This window comes from Leyella lascolaii (assembly GCF_900079775.1).
Classification (GTDB): domain Bacteria; phylum Bacteroidota; class Bacteroidia; order Bacteroidales; family Bacteroidaceae; genus Prevotella; species Prevotella lascolaii.
The window spans coordinates 293,513-307,886 of record NZ_LT556035.1 but is presented as its reverse complement, the minus strand read 5'-3'; the positions used below and the strand labels follow the sequence as shown (position 1 = coordinate 307,886).

The window sequence follows — 14,374 nt, the reverse complement described above, 5'->3', positions numbered from 1 at the left end:
CTAAACGGTAGAAAAGTGGCAATGTGGATTCTGTTTAGATACGAAAAGGTGAAGATTTAACGTTTTTAACCTTCTATTACACCGAAATTGCAAAAATGTGGGCGATGTGGGATGATTAGTATTCACTCCAAATGCCTTTTATTGCCACAGTGGTTCGTTTTCCCAACCAGAAGGAAAACCAAGGGCTGTCTTATCTACTTCTTGAAATGTAGCAAAAAGTCTGTTCATCTTATCAAGCATATCGTTATTTGGAGATATGATGTCAAGAAAGTACTTGATGATGCACATATCAAAGTACACTTTCAAAGGATCTGTCGGCAAGGTAATCCAAGGACGTGACATTCTGATTGGCATGGTTGCACGAATAGAGAATACCCTATTCCATACGCGTGCATGATGACAACATGAGTTTCTTGTTACAGTGACAATGGTAAGCCAAGACTCAAAAGGTGCAACTTGCAAGCCAAATGACTGTGCAATACGCTTCTTTATCTTCTTATTCTTGATGTTAGAATAAACATTGGTGATTACACCAAATGGCAATATCTCGGTCAGCATCCATGAAGGTGGGTACTGATTGGTATATGTCTCTTTGAAATGGTTGATGAAATCCTCTTTTGTATGGTTCAGTTCATCTTCTATAAGACGTATAGAGCGATTGAACCTGGACGGATTTGAGAAATTGTTGGCATCAGTCATCCAAAAAGGGTTGCCTGTCATTTCCGTTCCAAAGTTCACGATTGCACAACGCACTGCGACCTCTATCTTTTCAATTTCATTGAATAAAAGTAGGCGTATCTTCTTGTCAAAGCGATACAACATCATAACCTTACCGAAAGTTACTCCTTGCTTGAATAGATGTTGCTCCTTGGGAATGGAAAGCAATGGGTACATATAGGCAGACAAACGATAATAACCGATGTGGGAAAGATAATGCTGAGCCTTTTCTTCATCGGTTATCTCCATACCTCTTGTTTTGAGTAGCTGCACTAACTCATGGGGTGTGGAATATGTTTTTATAAACGGAATTTTTGCTGCCATATACCTATAAAAACAAAAACGACCCGCACATTTGAGCATCGTTGAGAGGCTTGGCGGGTTCTCGTGCTGCAAAGATACGAATAATCATTGATAATACAAACTTTTTAGCAAGAAAAATCACGCAAAAGTGGAATTCTTTGACATATTCATATTTAATAATGTTAAATCAGACCTAAAAATCATACTTTACCAGCAAAACAAAGTGGTTTCCGAGATAAAAGTGTTATCTTTGTAACGTCTATACCCATACCGGAAGCCCCAATGGGCAGAGGTTGGGCAGACATACATATGGTAAAAGGCGTTTTTGTACGCTTTGGTTTTGACGATCGATGAACTTCGCAAATTCAACTGTAAGTCAAAAACAAAGCAATGCAGAACGTCTCATGAGGTGTATTATATACAGCTCTCATTGACTTCGGACGATTCTATTGTTCGTTGTCAAGAGTGCTTTCTATATACTTACACTGGCGTGGGGCTTTCGGCGTTGCTCGTTTCGACTTACAGGGCAATGCGAAGGCCTATCGATCGTGGAACGAGTGACAGAACTGGCTCCGCGCTTTTTCGTATGTATAAACGAAGTGATAATTTTTGCCAAGGTAGCCAGCAGCATTAACCGAGCAATAATGAGTAACGGCTACTATCAGATATTGAACCTACATAGGCGATGGGGAATTCTAATCGCCATTATCTTATTTTCTTCTTTCGTACATGCACAAAAGATTTCAGTTTCACGTTTTGTGCTGGCGGAGTCTGACCTTACGGCTCAAAATAAAAGCACTTTAGTTGAAGACCAGAACGGAGATAAATGTGCATTGATTCGGGTGCAAACTACGCAAAAAGGATTTTCGTTTGATGTAGGATCTGCAGGTGTTCAAAAGGTTGATGACAATCATATTGGAGAAATATGGGTGTACGTTCCTTTTGGTGTACGTCACATTAGTATCCGACATCCACAACTTGGTTCACTTGTAAATTACAGTTTTCCTATAAACATCGAAAAGGCAAGGACTTATATCATGGAGATAACTTCGGATAAAGTGTTTGTAAACTATTACGATGACTCCAGAAAACAAAAGTTAAATATAAGAGTGTTTCCCGCAAATGCTTCAATTACGCTAAACGGTATGAATATCAAATTAAATTCCAAGGGTGAAGCTTCACAGGAATTGTCATTTGGAACGTATACTTATAAGGTGGTAGCTGATAGGTATTATTCCAAGGAAGGACAGGTCGTAATAAACGATTCTGTCCATATTCAGCAACTTGTCGTGAATGATTTAAAGCCTATTATGGGTAAGATTAGTGTACACACCAACCCCTATAATGCGGAGATTATGCTTGATGGGGTTTCTATCCCTTCGAACACCGCTCTCACACCATATGCAACACAGATTGGGCATCATAAACTCATTGTGAAACAAATTGGATACAAGACAGAAGAACGAGACATTAAAGTAGAGCAAGACAAAACAACCGATATAAATATCGTTTTGAGTCAATTAGCCATGTTCTCATTTAGAAGTGACCCAACTGGAGCCATAGTGTCTGTCGGCGGAGAAAAATTAGGAACGACTCCATGCCAAAAAGAACTGAAAACAGGCTCTTATGAGGTTTTTGCCCAAAAAGTAGGATACAAAGATTATAAAAAGAAGATGGATTTAAGTAGTTCCAGTCCTAATGTCGATATTTCCTTGAGCAGAATATACAACTACAAGAATGAGTTTTACGCAGAAGCAGGATGTCGTGCAGGAACTTTTGTCTCTTTCGGCGGAACTATTGGTGGTTATATTTCCAACGTAAACATAGAAGCATCTGCTTTCTATGGGACAGGGAATAGTGAAAATATTTATTGGAGTGGAAACGACACGAAACCTATTTCAAGCATCTACCACCCAGAACTTGTGGTAAGCGGTAAGGTCGGATATGGAATAGCTGCAGGAACAAGATTCAGGATTACCCCACAATTGGGAATCAATTATCTGAGTCTGAAAGAATCAATGCAAGAGGAGAGCAATGTGACACCCGCAAATGGAAGCAATGTGACGAGTGCGCTTTTCGGAGTGCGCTTTTCGGCTATCATTACCAATCATTTTGGAGTGAGTTTGTCTCCTGAATATTCTTTTGGAGTAGGAAAATCCAATGGATATAAAGAGTTGGAGGCCGTATCTTCTAAAATCAAGAATTGGGGACAAGGTTTTAATGTGAAATTTGGATTAATGGTTGCGTTTTAAGATGAAACATATAGGATTATACATATTGCTGGTATGCACAGTATTTGCTGGGTGTTCAGACAAATATTCGTCTGATTTTGGATTGAAGCCTACATTGACTCCAAGATACCTTAGAGTGTCCCCTACGTCACTGTCGTTTTCTGCCAATCAGGCATCAAGCCAAAGTGTGGGCATTGAAACGATGGAAACTCCTTGGAAAGTTGACAACGCCATAGAATGGGTCACTATTTCTGCAGCAAATGGTCAGAGTAATTCAAATATAAATGTCAGCGCAACCGAGAACAAAGATGCCAATGCGGCAAGAACTGGTATCTTTTATATAAAAGCGGATGTCAGCGATTGGAATTATGAAAAGGGTATTTCTGTGTCGCAAGCTGCTGCAACGCCTTATATTAATGTGTCTCAATCAAACATTACATTAAAAGGAACCGCTTGTACATCAACATTTGACGTAACATCAAACTGTTCATATATTGTGACAAATGATGCAGATTGGCTTACACTATCTCAAAAGGGAAATAGTTTTATTCTCAACGCTACGGCAAACGAAACCAGTCAATATCGAACGACAACAATACTGTTTTCGTACAATGGAATTGACCAGACAAGCAACAAGATTGTTGTAACTCAAGCTCCAGCTTCCATCAATGCCTCTGCAGAGACCTTGACGTTCGAGAATACTGCAGGAGAGGTTAAGGTTGAAATTACTTCCGAATCAAAATGGACAGCATCTACATCTTATAGTTGGATTAATGTAACACCGAATAGCGGAGAAGCAGGAACGTCATCCATAACAATTTCCGTATCCCCAAACACTTCCGTTGATGAGCGGACTGGATATGTAATTCTTTCCATAGGTTCGGAAGAAAGAATACAAATTCCTATCAAACAACGAGGTATTTATATTGAGACCGACAAATCACAATATGATTTTGAGGCATCATCTGGGACACAAACAATCCAAGTCAATAGTAATACTTCATGGCAGGTATCGTCTGTTCCGTCATGGGTAAAAGTAGACAAGACAAGCGGGACAGGGAATTCTGCAATAAAAGTCACAGTCGAAGACAATCCCAACACAACTGAAAGGAATGGTGAAATTGTGGTTTCTCAACCGAGTTTAAGTGCAATGGCTACAGTAAAAGTACATCAGAAAGGTAAAACTTTCGATGTGGCTGTCACGACATTGACATTCAATGACAAGGAAGAATCACAAACAATCACCATTGCTACAGATGGTACTTGGCGAGCATTTAGTAGTGCCGATTGGATTAAAGTCTCACCAGAGACGGCAACAGGAAATTCCACTTTAACCATCACCGTTCAAGAAAACTCTACGGATGGGGAAAGAAGCGGTTCTGTAAACATCCTGATGGGTGATGCTTCCGCAACAGTAGCTATCGTCCAAAAAGGTAAATATTTTACTATAGATAATAGCTTACTTGATTTTACAAGTAAAGGTGGCGAACTTAAAGTAACTTTGACTACTAATGCGCCATGGTCTGCAAGGAAAGACGATACGGTTAACTGGCTGTCCATTTCTCCGACTAATGGCACAGACAATGCTAACGTAAAAGTTACAGCTTCGGACAATGCTTCTGTCAACAAACGTTCTGCAAATGTTTATTTTGATGCTTTGGGTAGAAGTGTGAATATCCTTGTGTCCCAAAAAGCACGGTACTTGACTGTGGATGCAAATGAATTGTTGTTCTATTCCAAGGGTGGAACGTCAAATGTAGTAACCATATCCACAGATGGAACTTACTCCATAAACTGTTCAGACAATTGGTTGACAATATCAAGAAACGGAGACTCCTTTACTGTCACTGCATCGGAAAATGGCACAAAGGATGCCCGTATCGGCAAGATTACTATCTCGTTAACCGATTTGAAGGAAGGCTCTTATTCTGTTACGTTGACTGTCACCCAATTAAACTATGGAGGAACTTTTCTGCGTAAAGATTTTGAGGAAGACAAAGATTATGACAGCAATGGTTCTTCAACTGGAAGTCTGACAATAACAGGTTATGGGAGCGATACCAATTATGACACGAGTAGCCAAAGTGGTACTAAGTTGTCTGTGGTAGGTTTTAAGTCAGATACAAGTTGGGATAGTTCCACCAATTCGAGTGCTAAGGTGACAATAACAGGGTTTAAATCAGACCATAGTCTCGATTCTAAAGCAAATACATCAGGTACTATGCAAAAGAACGACTTTTCAAGCGATAGTAATTGGAATTATTAATTGTTGAAATATAAAAAGAAAAAGATATGAAACAGGTACACGTTATCCAAATGCTCATGGCTGTAGTTATTGTATTGGCTTTGGGCTCATGCTCTTCTGATGTTTTGTCAGAAGTAGAGAATCAAAATGGCAAGCAAACTGTCAAAATGGAATTTGTGGGTAAAGTCATTGGATTCGACCAACAAGGTTCATCCAAAGCTAAAGTTCAGACAAGAGCGACCAGTTCTTCATGGAATGATGGAGACAAGATTTATATCACATTCTTCAATGGCTCTACCGTTGTTCCAGGCGAAGCCACTTATAGCAGAGCTTCTGGCTGGTCGGTCAGTTATGATGGAAATCTGGCAACAGGCAGCAATCTGAAGTGTGAGGCACGTTATTTTGTCAACGCAACATTCTCCAGTTCTTCTTTGGTCTCGTTGAATGCCAATTCTGAGATTTATGAGGACTTGAATGCCACATATGCTTATAGCAATGGCTCTTTGACCGTTACCGCCACATTGTCTCCAAAGACAGGTCGCATTCGTTTTACCGGAAAGTCAGGAGAAAAGATATATACGACAGGTATTTCTGTCTATACAACGTTCTCTCCTGCCATTAACAAATTCTCTACATCAAATGCCATGATTACATCAACCGTAGCATCGAATGGAAGCACACCTTATATATATGGTTACTTCACGGACAACGACAGAAGTCTTGGTCTTGTCGGTTCTGATTATGCATTTACACGTACATGCACAAGCAGCATGCTTAATGTGGGCGAAAGTGGGTATATGGCTATTCCATCAGAGTCTTCACACAACAATTGGCATAGTGGATTGTATGTCAAATCAAGTGGCGTAGAGTTTAAAATGATACCTGTCGCAGGATATAGCGGTGGCTTCTTTTTGATGGCAGAAACAGAAACGACAGAGGCATTGTATCAGTCTGTCAAAGGAATATCATCCACATCACAATTGCCCATAGATCATATTTCGTATTCAGAAATTTCATCATTTATTGAAAAATTGAATAATGAAACGAAATTAAATTTCTCATTGCCATCAGCCGACCAATGGATGTATGCTGCTAACGGAGGAAACAAATCTCAAAATTACACCTATGCTGGAAGTAATACTCCAGGAGATGTTGCTTGGTATTCCGCCAACTGCTCTTCAAAGCAAAAAGTAAAAACTAAAGCACCTAATGAATTGGGATTATATGATATGAGCGGAAATGTCGGAGAATTTGTCTCTGACTCTAAAAGTTCTTCTTCTGAGCGAGATATCTGTGGGGGAGGATATTGCAGTAGTGTTTCTTATATTAAAAAAGATTCGTATGTTACAACAAATTTTGGGACCAGTAAGGCTGGATATGATGATTTTTATAGTTACAATTCCGGTAATCGAAGTCAAGGAGTAGGATTTCGTTTGATTTTCATTTTCAAATAAAATCATACATGATGAGAAAAAGTAAAATAAAGAAACTTACAAAAAAATATAAGAAACAAGTTCTTCGAGATATTTTCATTTTATCTCAAAAGGATATAGATGATATTACTCGAAATGTCATACCTCCTAAAAAAGGGGATAAGTTATTTGTGGAGTCAAACAAACCAAGCGATCCACGGATTATGTTGCTTGCTACGGATAACGATATCTATTTTGAACAAGGATATGCAAGTACAGTGATATTTTTGTTAAACATAGTAGAATTTGGTAAAAATTACCTTCATAAAGACAGTTACATATATCCTGCTATATTCTGTATGCGAATGTATTTGGAAATTATAATGAAATTAATTCTAACAAACAATCATATAGAAGTTACAGGTGATAAACATAACTTAGAAGCTCTGTGGAATAAAGTGAAAGATACACTTACTCAAGAGGACATTAACGAAACTGTTGAAGGTGTGGAACAAATCGTTTTAGAATTACAACAACATGATCCTTTAGCAACAGCATTTAGGTATCCTAAGAAACTAAATACTCTGTTTGAAAAAAGAAAGATAAAAGATATTGGCACATTGATAGACATTCGTATTTTACGCGAGAGATTTTTGCAACTTTACAGATTCTTCGATGGACTATATGACTTGTCTATAGTAAATATAGAGAAATAAGCTATCAAAAACAAAGCAACAATGAAAAAGATTATCATGCTTTTCATGGCACTCTGCATGGTATTGCCTGCATTGAATGCCCAGAACAACAAGGCACTTAACAAAGCCTTGAAGAAGGAGTACAAGGTGAAGATGAAGGAATTTAAGAAGGGAGGCTGGATGCTTTATGGCTCGTCTCGCTCTCTTGATGTAGCCCTTCTCAACCACTATGGTAAGCTCAACAAAGAAGGAGAAGACGCCTACGAAATAGTAGGTACCTGCTCCAAGTTCAAGTCAAAGAATGTGGGTCATCAGACTTGTATCAACAATGCTTGTAATATTTATGCCCAACAGGCTGGTAGACAGTTGAAAGGGCGTATTGTGAGTGATATTGCTGGTAATGGCGATGACGTATCAGGAGAGTTTGACCATTTCTATGCAGCCTACGAGAGTCTTGTGCAAAAGGAACTCAACGGCGAGTTGCAGGAGTCTTTCTCCGTTATCCGCAGCAACAAGGATGGAAGTTACGAGATGCAGACATTCTTTGTGGTAAGCGAAAGTGCTGCCACCCGAGCAAGAATCCGTGCATACGAGAATGCTGCAAAAGAAAGTGCAGCCGCCCAGAAATATGCAAAGAAGGTAAGCGACTTCGTTCGCGAAGGATTCAAACCAACAACCGTTTCTACATCCACCAATGACTAAACGAATAATTGTTTTACTGACAATGAACTTTTGCCTCATTTCAGCTTTCTCGCAAAGTTGGGATGAGGTAATACGTAATACCCAAACTTATCTATCGGGAGAAGGTTGGGGAGCGACAGTTGAGGAAGCTGACCAACAGGCACTCGCTGCATTGATAAGCAAAATATCCGTTGTGGTAAGTAACGACTTCTCTATCACAGAAGACGAGCGTACAACCAATGGGAAACTTGATGCAGCAAGTTATACAACCTCGAAAGTGCAGACATACTCAACCGCCACTTTGACCAATACAGAGCGCATTGTCATAGACAACAATCCAGACCAAGCTCATATCGGCCGATTTATCAAACGAAGCGAACTGAACAAAATCTTTGAAGGAAGAATCCGTACAATAAAGGAGTATATCCGTTTAGGGAAGGTTGCTGAAGATGCTTGCAAGATAGACGATGCACTGAGAAATTATTACTGGGCTTATTCTTTGCTCAAATCCGTGCAACGTCCCTCAAGTGTCGTTTATTCGGATGAAGAAACAGGAGAAACAATGTATCCTTTAACCTGGCTTCCGCAGCAGATTACAAATATCCTAAAGGATTTAAGCATTGAAGTCACTGGTAACGATGGTACAAATGTAGATTTAATGTTCAAGTATAAAGGTCAACCCGTCAGTACACTTGACTTCACCTACTTCGACGGACGCAACTGGAGCAACATCTGTAGTGCGAAAGACGGACGTGGAACAATGGAATTCAGTAAAGGCTTAGTTCCTGACAACGTTCAAATCAACTACGAATACGCCTATCGTGGTCAAGCGCACATCAATCAGGAAATACAAAGTGTTCTGAATGTTGTAAAAGGGCAATCCATACGTGCAGCAAGGGTAAACCTGCAAATGGGAAAGGCAAAAAAAAGTACAGACAATGCACTGTCTTTGGGTAAGTCACGGGCAAATGACACCATGTTGTCTGTTGCAAATGACGGTTCTTATAGAGCTATGCTAACCAAAGTGCTTAATGCGATAAAGGGACACGACTATGATGCTGTACGTTCTCTCTTCACAGAGGATGGCTGGAATATGTTTACAAGACTTGTAGGATATGGCAATGCCAGAATACTCAATGCCAACGATTGTCAGTTCAGCCAACTGCGTGACAATGTAATTGCAAGAAGCATACAAATGTCTTTCTCTTTCAAGAAAGGGTTAAGAAAGGACTTTGTGGAAGATGTGGTCTTTACTTTCGACAAAAATCAGAAAATAGACTGTATTGCTTTCGGGCTTGACCGCAAAGCCAAACAAGACATCATGAAACGTGGTGCATGGACTCCTATTGCTCGGCAAACAATTATGCAATTTCTTGAAAATTACAAAACAGCATACGCACTGAAGCGACTTGACTATCTTAAAACAATATTTGATGACGATGCGGTCATTATAGTAGGTCATGTGGCAGAAAAACTTGTTGCAGACAGACAGAGCAAGGATATGCCAGCAAAATTCCATACGCAGAGGTATATCCGTCGAGTTCAGTATAGCAAGGACCAGTATATGAAGAACTTGGAGGCTTGTTTCAGAAGCAATGAGTTTGTAAACATACGATTTGCAAATAATGACGTTCGAAAGGCAAAGAATGGTGAGGAGTATGGCATACAAATTAAGCAGGACTATTATTCAACCAACTATGGTGACCAAGGCTATCTCTATTTGCAAGTTGATTTGGAGGATCCTCAAAAGCCCATTATCAAGGTTAGGACATGGCAACCTGAACCTGATCCCGAGATAGGCTTGTTTGGAATTGGTAACTGGTAAACTATGACATAACAATTATGCGTAAGTATTTATTTATACTACTGTTGTGTTCTTCATCAATGATGGCACAAAATACATATTCAGACTATCAAGCATTCCGTAAAGGAGTGCTTGGGAGTTATGATAGTTTCCGAAAAACGGTGTTGGAAGAGTATGCAAAATATCTGCAAGGTGTTTGGGATGAATACGAGCAGTTCAGAGGAATCAAGAGAGACAAAGAACCAAAACCGTCAATAGCACCTAAGGCTGACATAAGACCACAAGATGTCTCTCCTGTTCAGTCTCTCCCCACGGTAAAGCCTACCGTGCAGCCTACGACTGTCCCGACAGATAATCCCATATCCGTGAAGCCTATTGCCCCTAGCACTTTGCCGAATATGTCTTTTTCCTTTTATGGCATGAAACTAAGTACAGTTTTATGCCATGTACAAACAATTGTTGACATTGAGCATCAAGCAATAGCAAAGGCTTGGGACACCTACCGACAAGATAGAGTAATGAAAGATGTTATTCGCTCTTTGCAATCATTGGCTATAGCGTATGGTCTCAACGATTGGTTTACATTTGAGCTTGTCAGAAACTACACGGAGGCAACATGTATGAATCCTGCAAGTAAAACGGTATTGCAGCATTTTCTCCTCGTAAATATGGGATATGATGTCCGATTGGCAAGTTGCGGAAATCAACTTTTATTGTTGGTTCCTTTCAATCAACAGGTATATGAGCGGAGCTATCTCGTTATTGATGGTAAAAAATACTATACCTTTCATGACGATTCTACAAATAAGGTTCAAAATGCTGGAGTTTATACATGTCGTTTACCTAACGCAACAGACAAAGGGCGCAACATAGACTTAAACATGAGAGGTGGACATTTAGGGATAAAGACAGGTGTGGCACATAGGTTTAGTTTGAGTGACGGAAAAATCTTGTTGCAAGGTTCTGTTGATGCAGGAACAATGGAAGCCATCCGCCATTATCCCCAAACGGATATTCCTTTTTATGCCATGTCAACTATTGATTCAAACTTCCACCAATCTTTACTTGCACAAGTAAACGAACAAATACGAGGGTGCTCAGAAAAAGAAGCCGTTGGTAGAATCCTTCATTTCGTACAATATGCTTTCGACTATGCTACAGACGGAGAACAACATGGATATGAGAAGTCCTATTTCATAGAAGAAAACTTTTATTATCCGAAGGACGACTGCGAAGACAGGGCCATCCTTTTTGCGTTTCTTGTGCGTAACGTCTTGGGGCTTGACGTACACCTCGTACAATATCCTGGGCATGAATGTACTGCAGTAAACTTCACAACCTCTCAAATGAATGGAGATGGATATATGTACAAAGGCAAGGCTTTCTTTATCTGTGATCCGACATTCATCGGTGCTTCAATAGGTCAATGTATGCCTGATTATAGAAATGTCAAACCTGTAGTAGAGCTATGGTATTGAGGTTGCTCCTATTGTGGAACACTAATCGCACAGATTTCACTGCTCACATAGCTCACACACGTCTCACTATTCAAGTCGCTACTAAATTAGTGAATCGCAAGGATTATTGTGATATGTAAAGTGTTTGGGAGGGGTGTGTCAAAGAATTCGCCCCTCCCTTATTTTATCGACTTAGCCCTTTGCCCTTTCTGGGTTTTATCATCCGAGTTGCCTGTCGCAAGCATCGCCTTATCCATTCTATCTCATCTTCGTCCTTCTCACGTCCCCAATCCTTGGTATCGCTACCGCCGCCACCTTGGCTTTCTGCGAAGTTGGTTGCTTCGTTGATATAGCCGATGTACAGGTACATTGCACAATGGATAATTTTATCGCCATAGTTGATAAAATCCATAGCAAAGCTATCGTCAAATAGGCTGCTGTCGTGAATGCTCGTCATACGAGGATAGATGTCTGCTATCTCTGCCAACGCCTTCATGCCAGCCTGCGCCCAAATCTTATTGATCATCTGTTGCTGGTATGAAACAGCTGTTTTTTCAAAATCGGCTTTAATTTCCCTGTTTCTTGCTTCAATATGGGAGACATTCTTCTGCAACTCATCAAGTTGTTGCAACTTTGCCTGCTCAAGCTTCATCTTCTTGTCGTTCAATTTGTCACGAACATCCCAGAGTTCCTTTCTGGTGGCGGTAATCTTTGCCTTTATCTCTACAGCATCACCAAGATGATTCTTCATATAATCTTCAAGTTAGGCTATGGCCGCTTGCTTATCTGCTTCTGCTTTCTCCAGATTGCTGACCATAGTCTGCAGAGCCTTGATTTTAGTCTCTGCTTTTGTAATGCTACGATTAAGACCATAAAGAAGCGTATTCTTCATGCCTACTTCATTTGACAAAGTGCGGCATTCTTCAGCCAATTCCCTGCGATAAGTTTCTGTTGACTTGTGCTTAGCTCCAGTTATGGTGATGTCATCACCACGCTCCAGTCCATACTTTTCATTAACCTCTGCAAGTCGGCTGTGAAGTTCACGCATCCTAGTTCTTGCTTGATTCATGTCGTTTCCACCAAAAAGATCTTTTGCGCTCAGTCTGCCGTCCTTTGTGATGGGGACAATGACCGCATGTGCATGAGGATTGAGTTCGTCTAAATGAACAATGAACGAAACGACATTTTCTTCACCAAACTCCCGACAACAAAAGTCATATATGTCCGTTGCCCACCTGTCTATGCCACTGCAACTGTCAATATCCCAGTTGTTGCCGTTCTCACTGATTGTCTGGTCGCCAAATGCGAGTTTGCGCATCTGCTCGCGGTTACCACCAAAGACAATGCTCACGGCACGGTTTGATGTGGCATTTACTCTGCCTGTCACTCTGTTCTTGATGGCTTGTTCAATTTTGTCTGTTATGGACTTGGTCTTATCTACTGGTCCAAGTTCTCCACCTTTCGACACCTGAAAGTTAAGTCGGGTGCGACTACGGTCATAGTTGTACTTCGGATTGTTCTCCTTCCTTGAAAAAAGGTCATCGCCCCAATTACGCTGATGCTCATCGCTGACAGCAACGCTAAAAGACTTGACCTTTTGAATGTCCATCATCTGTTTCTTATTATCGCTCATAAAATTGTTTGTTTTAATTGATTGTACATATGAAATTCAGCTTGCTGTACACATATAATGGCTGTTTGCCCTAATTACTGAGCTTGCTCGGTGTATTAGGCTCCACCCAAGGGATATGTTCGCAAGCGAACTCGTTATAACTGCTGCCAGTAGTGTTATGACTCTTCCACCAGCACCAACCCAAGACTGTCTATCAGATGTTGGAGTGGCGGATGTTGCTTTATCAGCCTTTGTAGCGCCATCTGCGGTGTTTCCGTCATCAATAGGAAGTCGGCAATGTCAAGACCTTTGGTCTTTTGTTCATCGGTGGCATTGTCTTCCAAGATGTTGCTTATGACAACCCTTTTGCAAACAGATTGCAGCAATGGAATTTTTGATTTCCATTTGTCCGTTGCTCCAAGGTCAGGGAACAGAATGATGTCCCGACCTCCCAATACCTTGACAGCGATTTGGTTGAGACAGCCATGCATACCTCCAGTTGCCAGCCAGATGAAATTGGGGATGAAATGGGATGCGATTATGGCGGTTTTTTCACTCTCGACAATAGCGACCGACATTGTGGGATGCTGTGCCAGCAAATGCTCACCAAAGAAACATTGGCACAAGTTGAAATCTGGAAGATGAAGAAAAGCATGCGCCCATCCAACATAAGAACGTGGCTCTTTCACACGATGTCCGTCTTTGGGATTATATAGCATGACCTTGCCAGTCCTCACCTTATCATCCTTGTCAACTTGCCAATAAATGGTTGAGCCTCCCCACTTATAGGATGTTCCGACATGATACATCTTCATCAGCCTTTCTGTCTCTTGTTCACCAAAGACCTTGGAAAGGTACTGGTATAACGGATTGATTCCGTAATGAGACAAGGAACGCTCCATAATAGCGTTGGCAATATAGGACATAGGCTTTTCTACGACTTTCGGTTGGGTATTCCATCTTGTCGGATATGGCAATTTGTCCTTAGATAGAAAGTCTGGATGCTCACGGAAATAGTCTTTAGGAGTATAGTGATACCCACAACTATGCTCATGGTCGCATTTGCCTACATTGTCAGGGAAGGATACTTCCCCCTCATCATCTATGTATCTTGTGAAACAACGCTTGCGCTCACAATTCGGGCATGTGTAACGATTACCCAATCTGTATTTCTCCAAGTGAAATCTATACTCGTTCATCATCGTAACTGAAATGAA

Annotated in this window: 11 protein-coding genes; 7 read left to right on the top strand and 4 right to left on the bottom strand. The window is 40.6% G+C overall.

Features of this window, described 5'->3' with window-relative positions; translation table 11 throughout:
• Positions 1-138: 138 nt before the first annotated feature.
• Positions 139-1,041, bottom strand: a complete 903-nt coding sequence (locus BN4609_RS02470) for an Abi family protein (RefSeq protein ID WP_068855264.1) — start codon at positions 1,039-1,041, stop codon at positions 139-141.
• A 527-nt stretch (positions 1,042-1,568) separates the two neighbouring features.
• Here BN4609_RS02470 and BN4609_RS16860 point away from each other — a divergent pair.
• From BN4609_RS16860 to BN4609_RS02435, 7 genes are read left to right on the top strand one after another with little or no spacing between them, the layout of a single operon-like run.
• The gene (locus BN4609_RS16860) at positions 1,569-3,272 is read left to right on the top strand and encodes a PEGA domain-containing protein (protein ID WP_241033172.1); all 1,704 of its coding nucleotides are present in this window, start codon (positions 1,569-1,571) and stop codon (positions 3,270-3,272) included.
• A 1-nt stretch (position 3,273) separates the two neighbouring features.
• Positions 3,274-5,517: a BACON domain-containing protein gene (locus tag BN4609_RS02460; RefSeq protein ID WP_084791327.1), complete on the top strand. Its 2,244-nt coding sequence runs from the start codon at positions 3,274-3,276 to the stop codon at positions 5,515-5,517.
• A gap of 26 nt (positions 5,518-5,543) precedes the next feature.
• Positions 5,544-6,950, top strand: a complete 1,407-nt coding sequence (locus BN4609_RS02455) for a formylglycine-generating enzyme family protein (protein WP_068855170.1) — start codon at positions 5,544-5,546, stop codon at positions 6,948-6,950.
• An 8-nt stretch (positions 6,951-6,958) separates the two neighbouring features.
• Positions 6,959-7,624, top strand: a complete 666-nt coding sequence (locus tag BN4609_RS02450; protein ID WP_068855169.1) for a hypothetical protein — start codon at positions 6,959-6,961, stop codon at positions 7,622-7,624.
• Positions 7,625-7,645: 21 nt separating this feature from the next.
• Positions 7,646-8,305 (top strand): hypothetical protein, encoded by a 660-nt coding sequence (locus tag BN4609_RS02445; RefSeq protein ID WP_068855168.1) that lies wholly within the window; start codon positions 7,646-7,648, stop codon positions 8,303-8,305.
• Positions 8,298-10,109, top strand: a complete 1,812-nt coding sequence (locus tag BN4609_RS02440; protein ID WP_068855167.1) for an LPP20 family lipoprotein — start codon at positions 8,298-8,300, stop codon at positions 10,107-10,109. Before BN4609_RS02445 ends, BN4609_RS02440 begins: the two co-directional genes overlap by 8 nt.
• Positions 10,110-10,126: 17 nt before the next feature.
• Positions 10,127-11,566, top strand: a complete 1,440-nt coding sequence (locus BN4609_RS02435; protein WP_164071550.1) for a PT domain-containing protein — start codon at positions 10,127-10,129, stop codon at positions 11,564-11,566.
• A 163-nt stretch (positions 11,567-11,729) separates the two neighbouring features.
• Here the strand turns inward: BN4609_RS02435 and BN4609_RS02430 are convergent, their stop codons facing one another.
• The 3 genes from BN4609_RS02430 to BN4609_RS02420 form a co-directional block, all read right to left on the bottom strand.
• Complete coding sequence (locus BN4609_RS02430; protein ID WP_068855165.1) at positions 11,730-12,296, bottom strand: hypothetical protein; 567 nt, start codon at positions 12,294-12,296, stop codon at positions 11,730-11,732.
• A gap of 12 nt (positions 12,297-12,308) precedes the next feature.
• Positions 12,309-13,178, bottom strand: a complete 870-nt coding sequence (mobV, locus tag BN4609_RS02425; protein WP_068855164.1) for a MobV family relaxase — start codon at positions 13,176-13,178, stop codon at positions 12,309-12,311.
• A gap of 155 nt (positions 13,179-13,333) precedes the next feature.
• Positions 13,334-14,356, bottom strand: coding sequence for a DUF6371 domain-containing protein (locus tag BN4609_RS02420; protein WP_206196534.1), 1,023 nt, complete (start codon positions 14,354-14,356; stop codon positions 13,334-13,336).
• Positions 14,357-14,374: the final 18 nt, after the last annotated feature.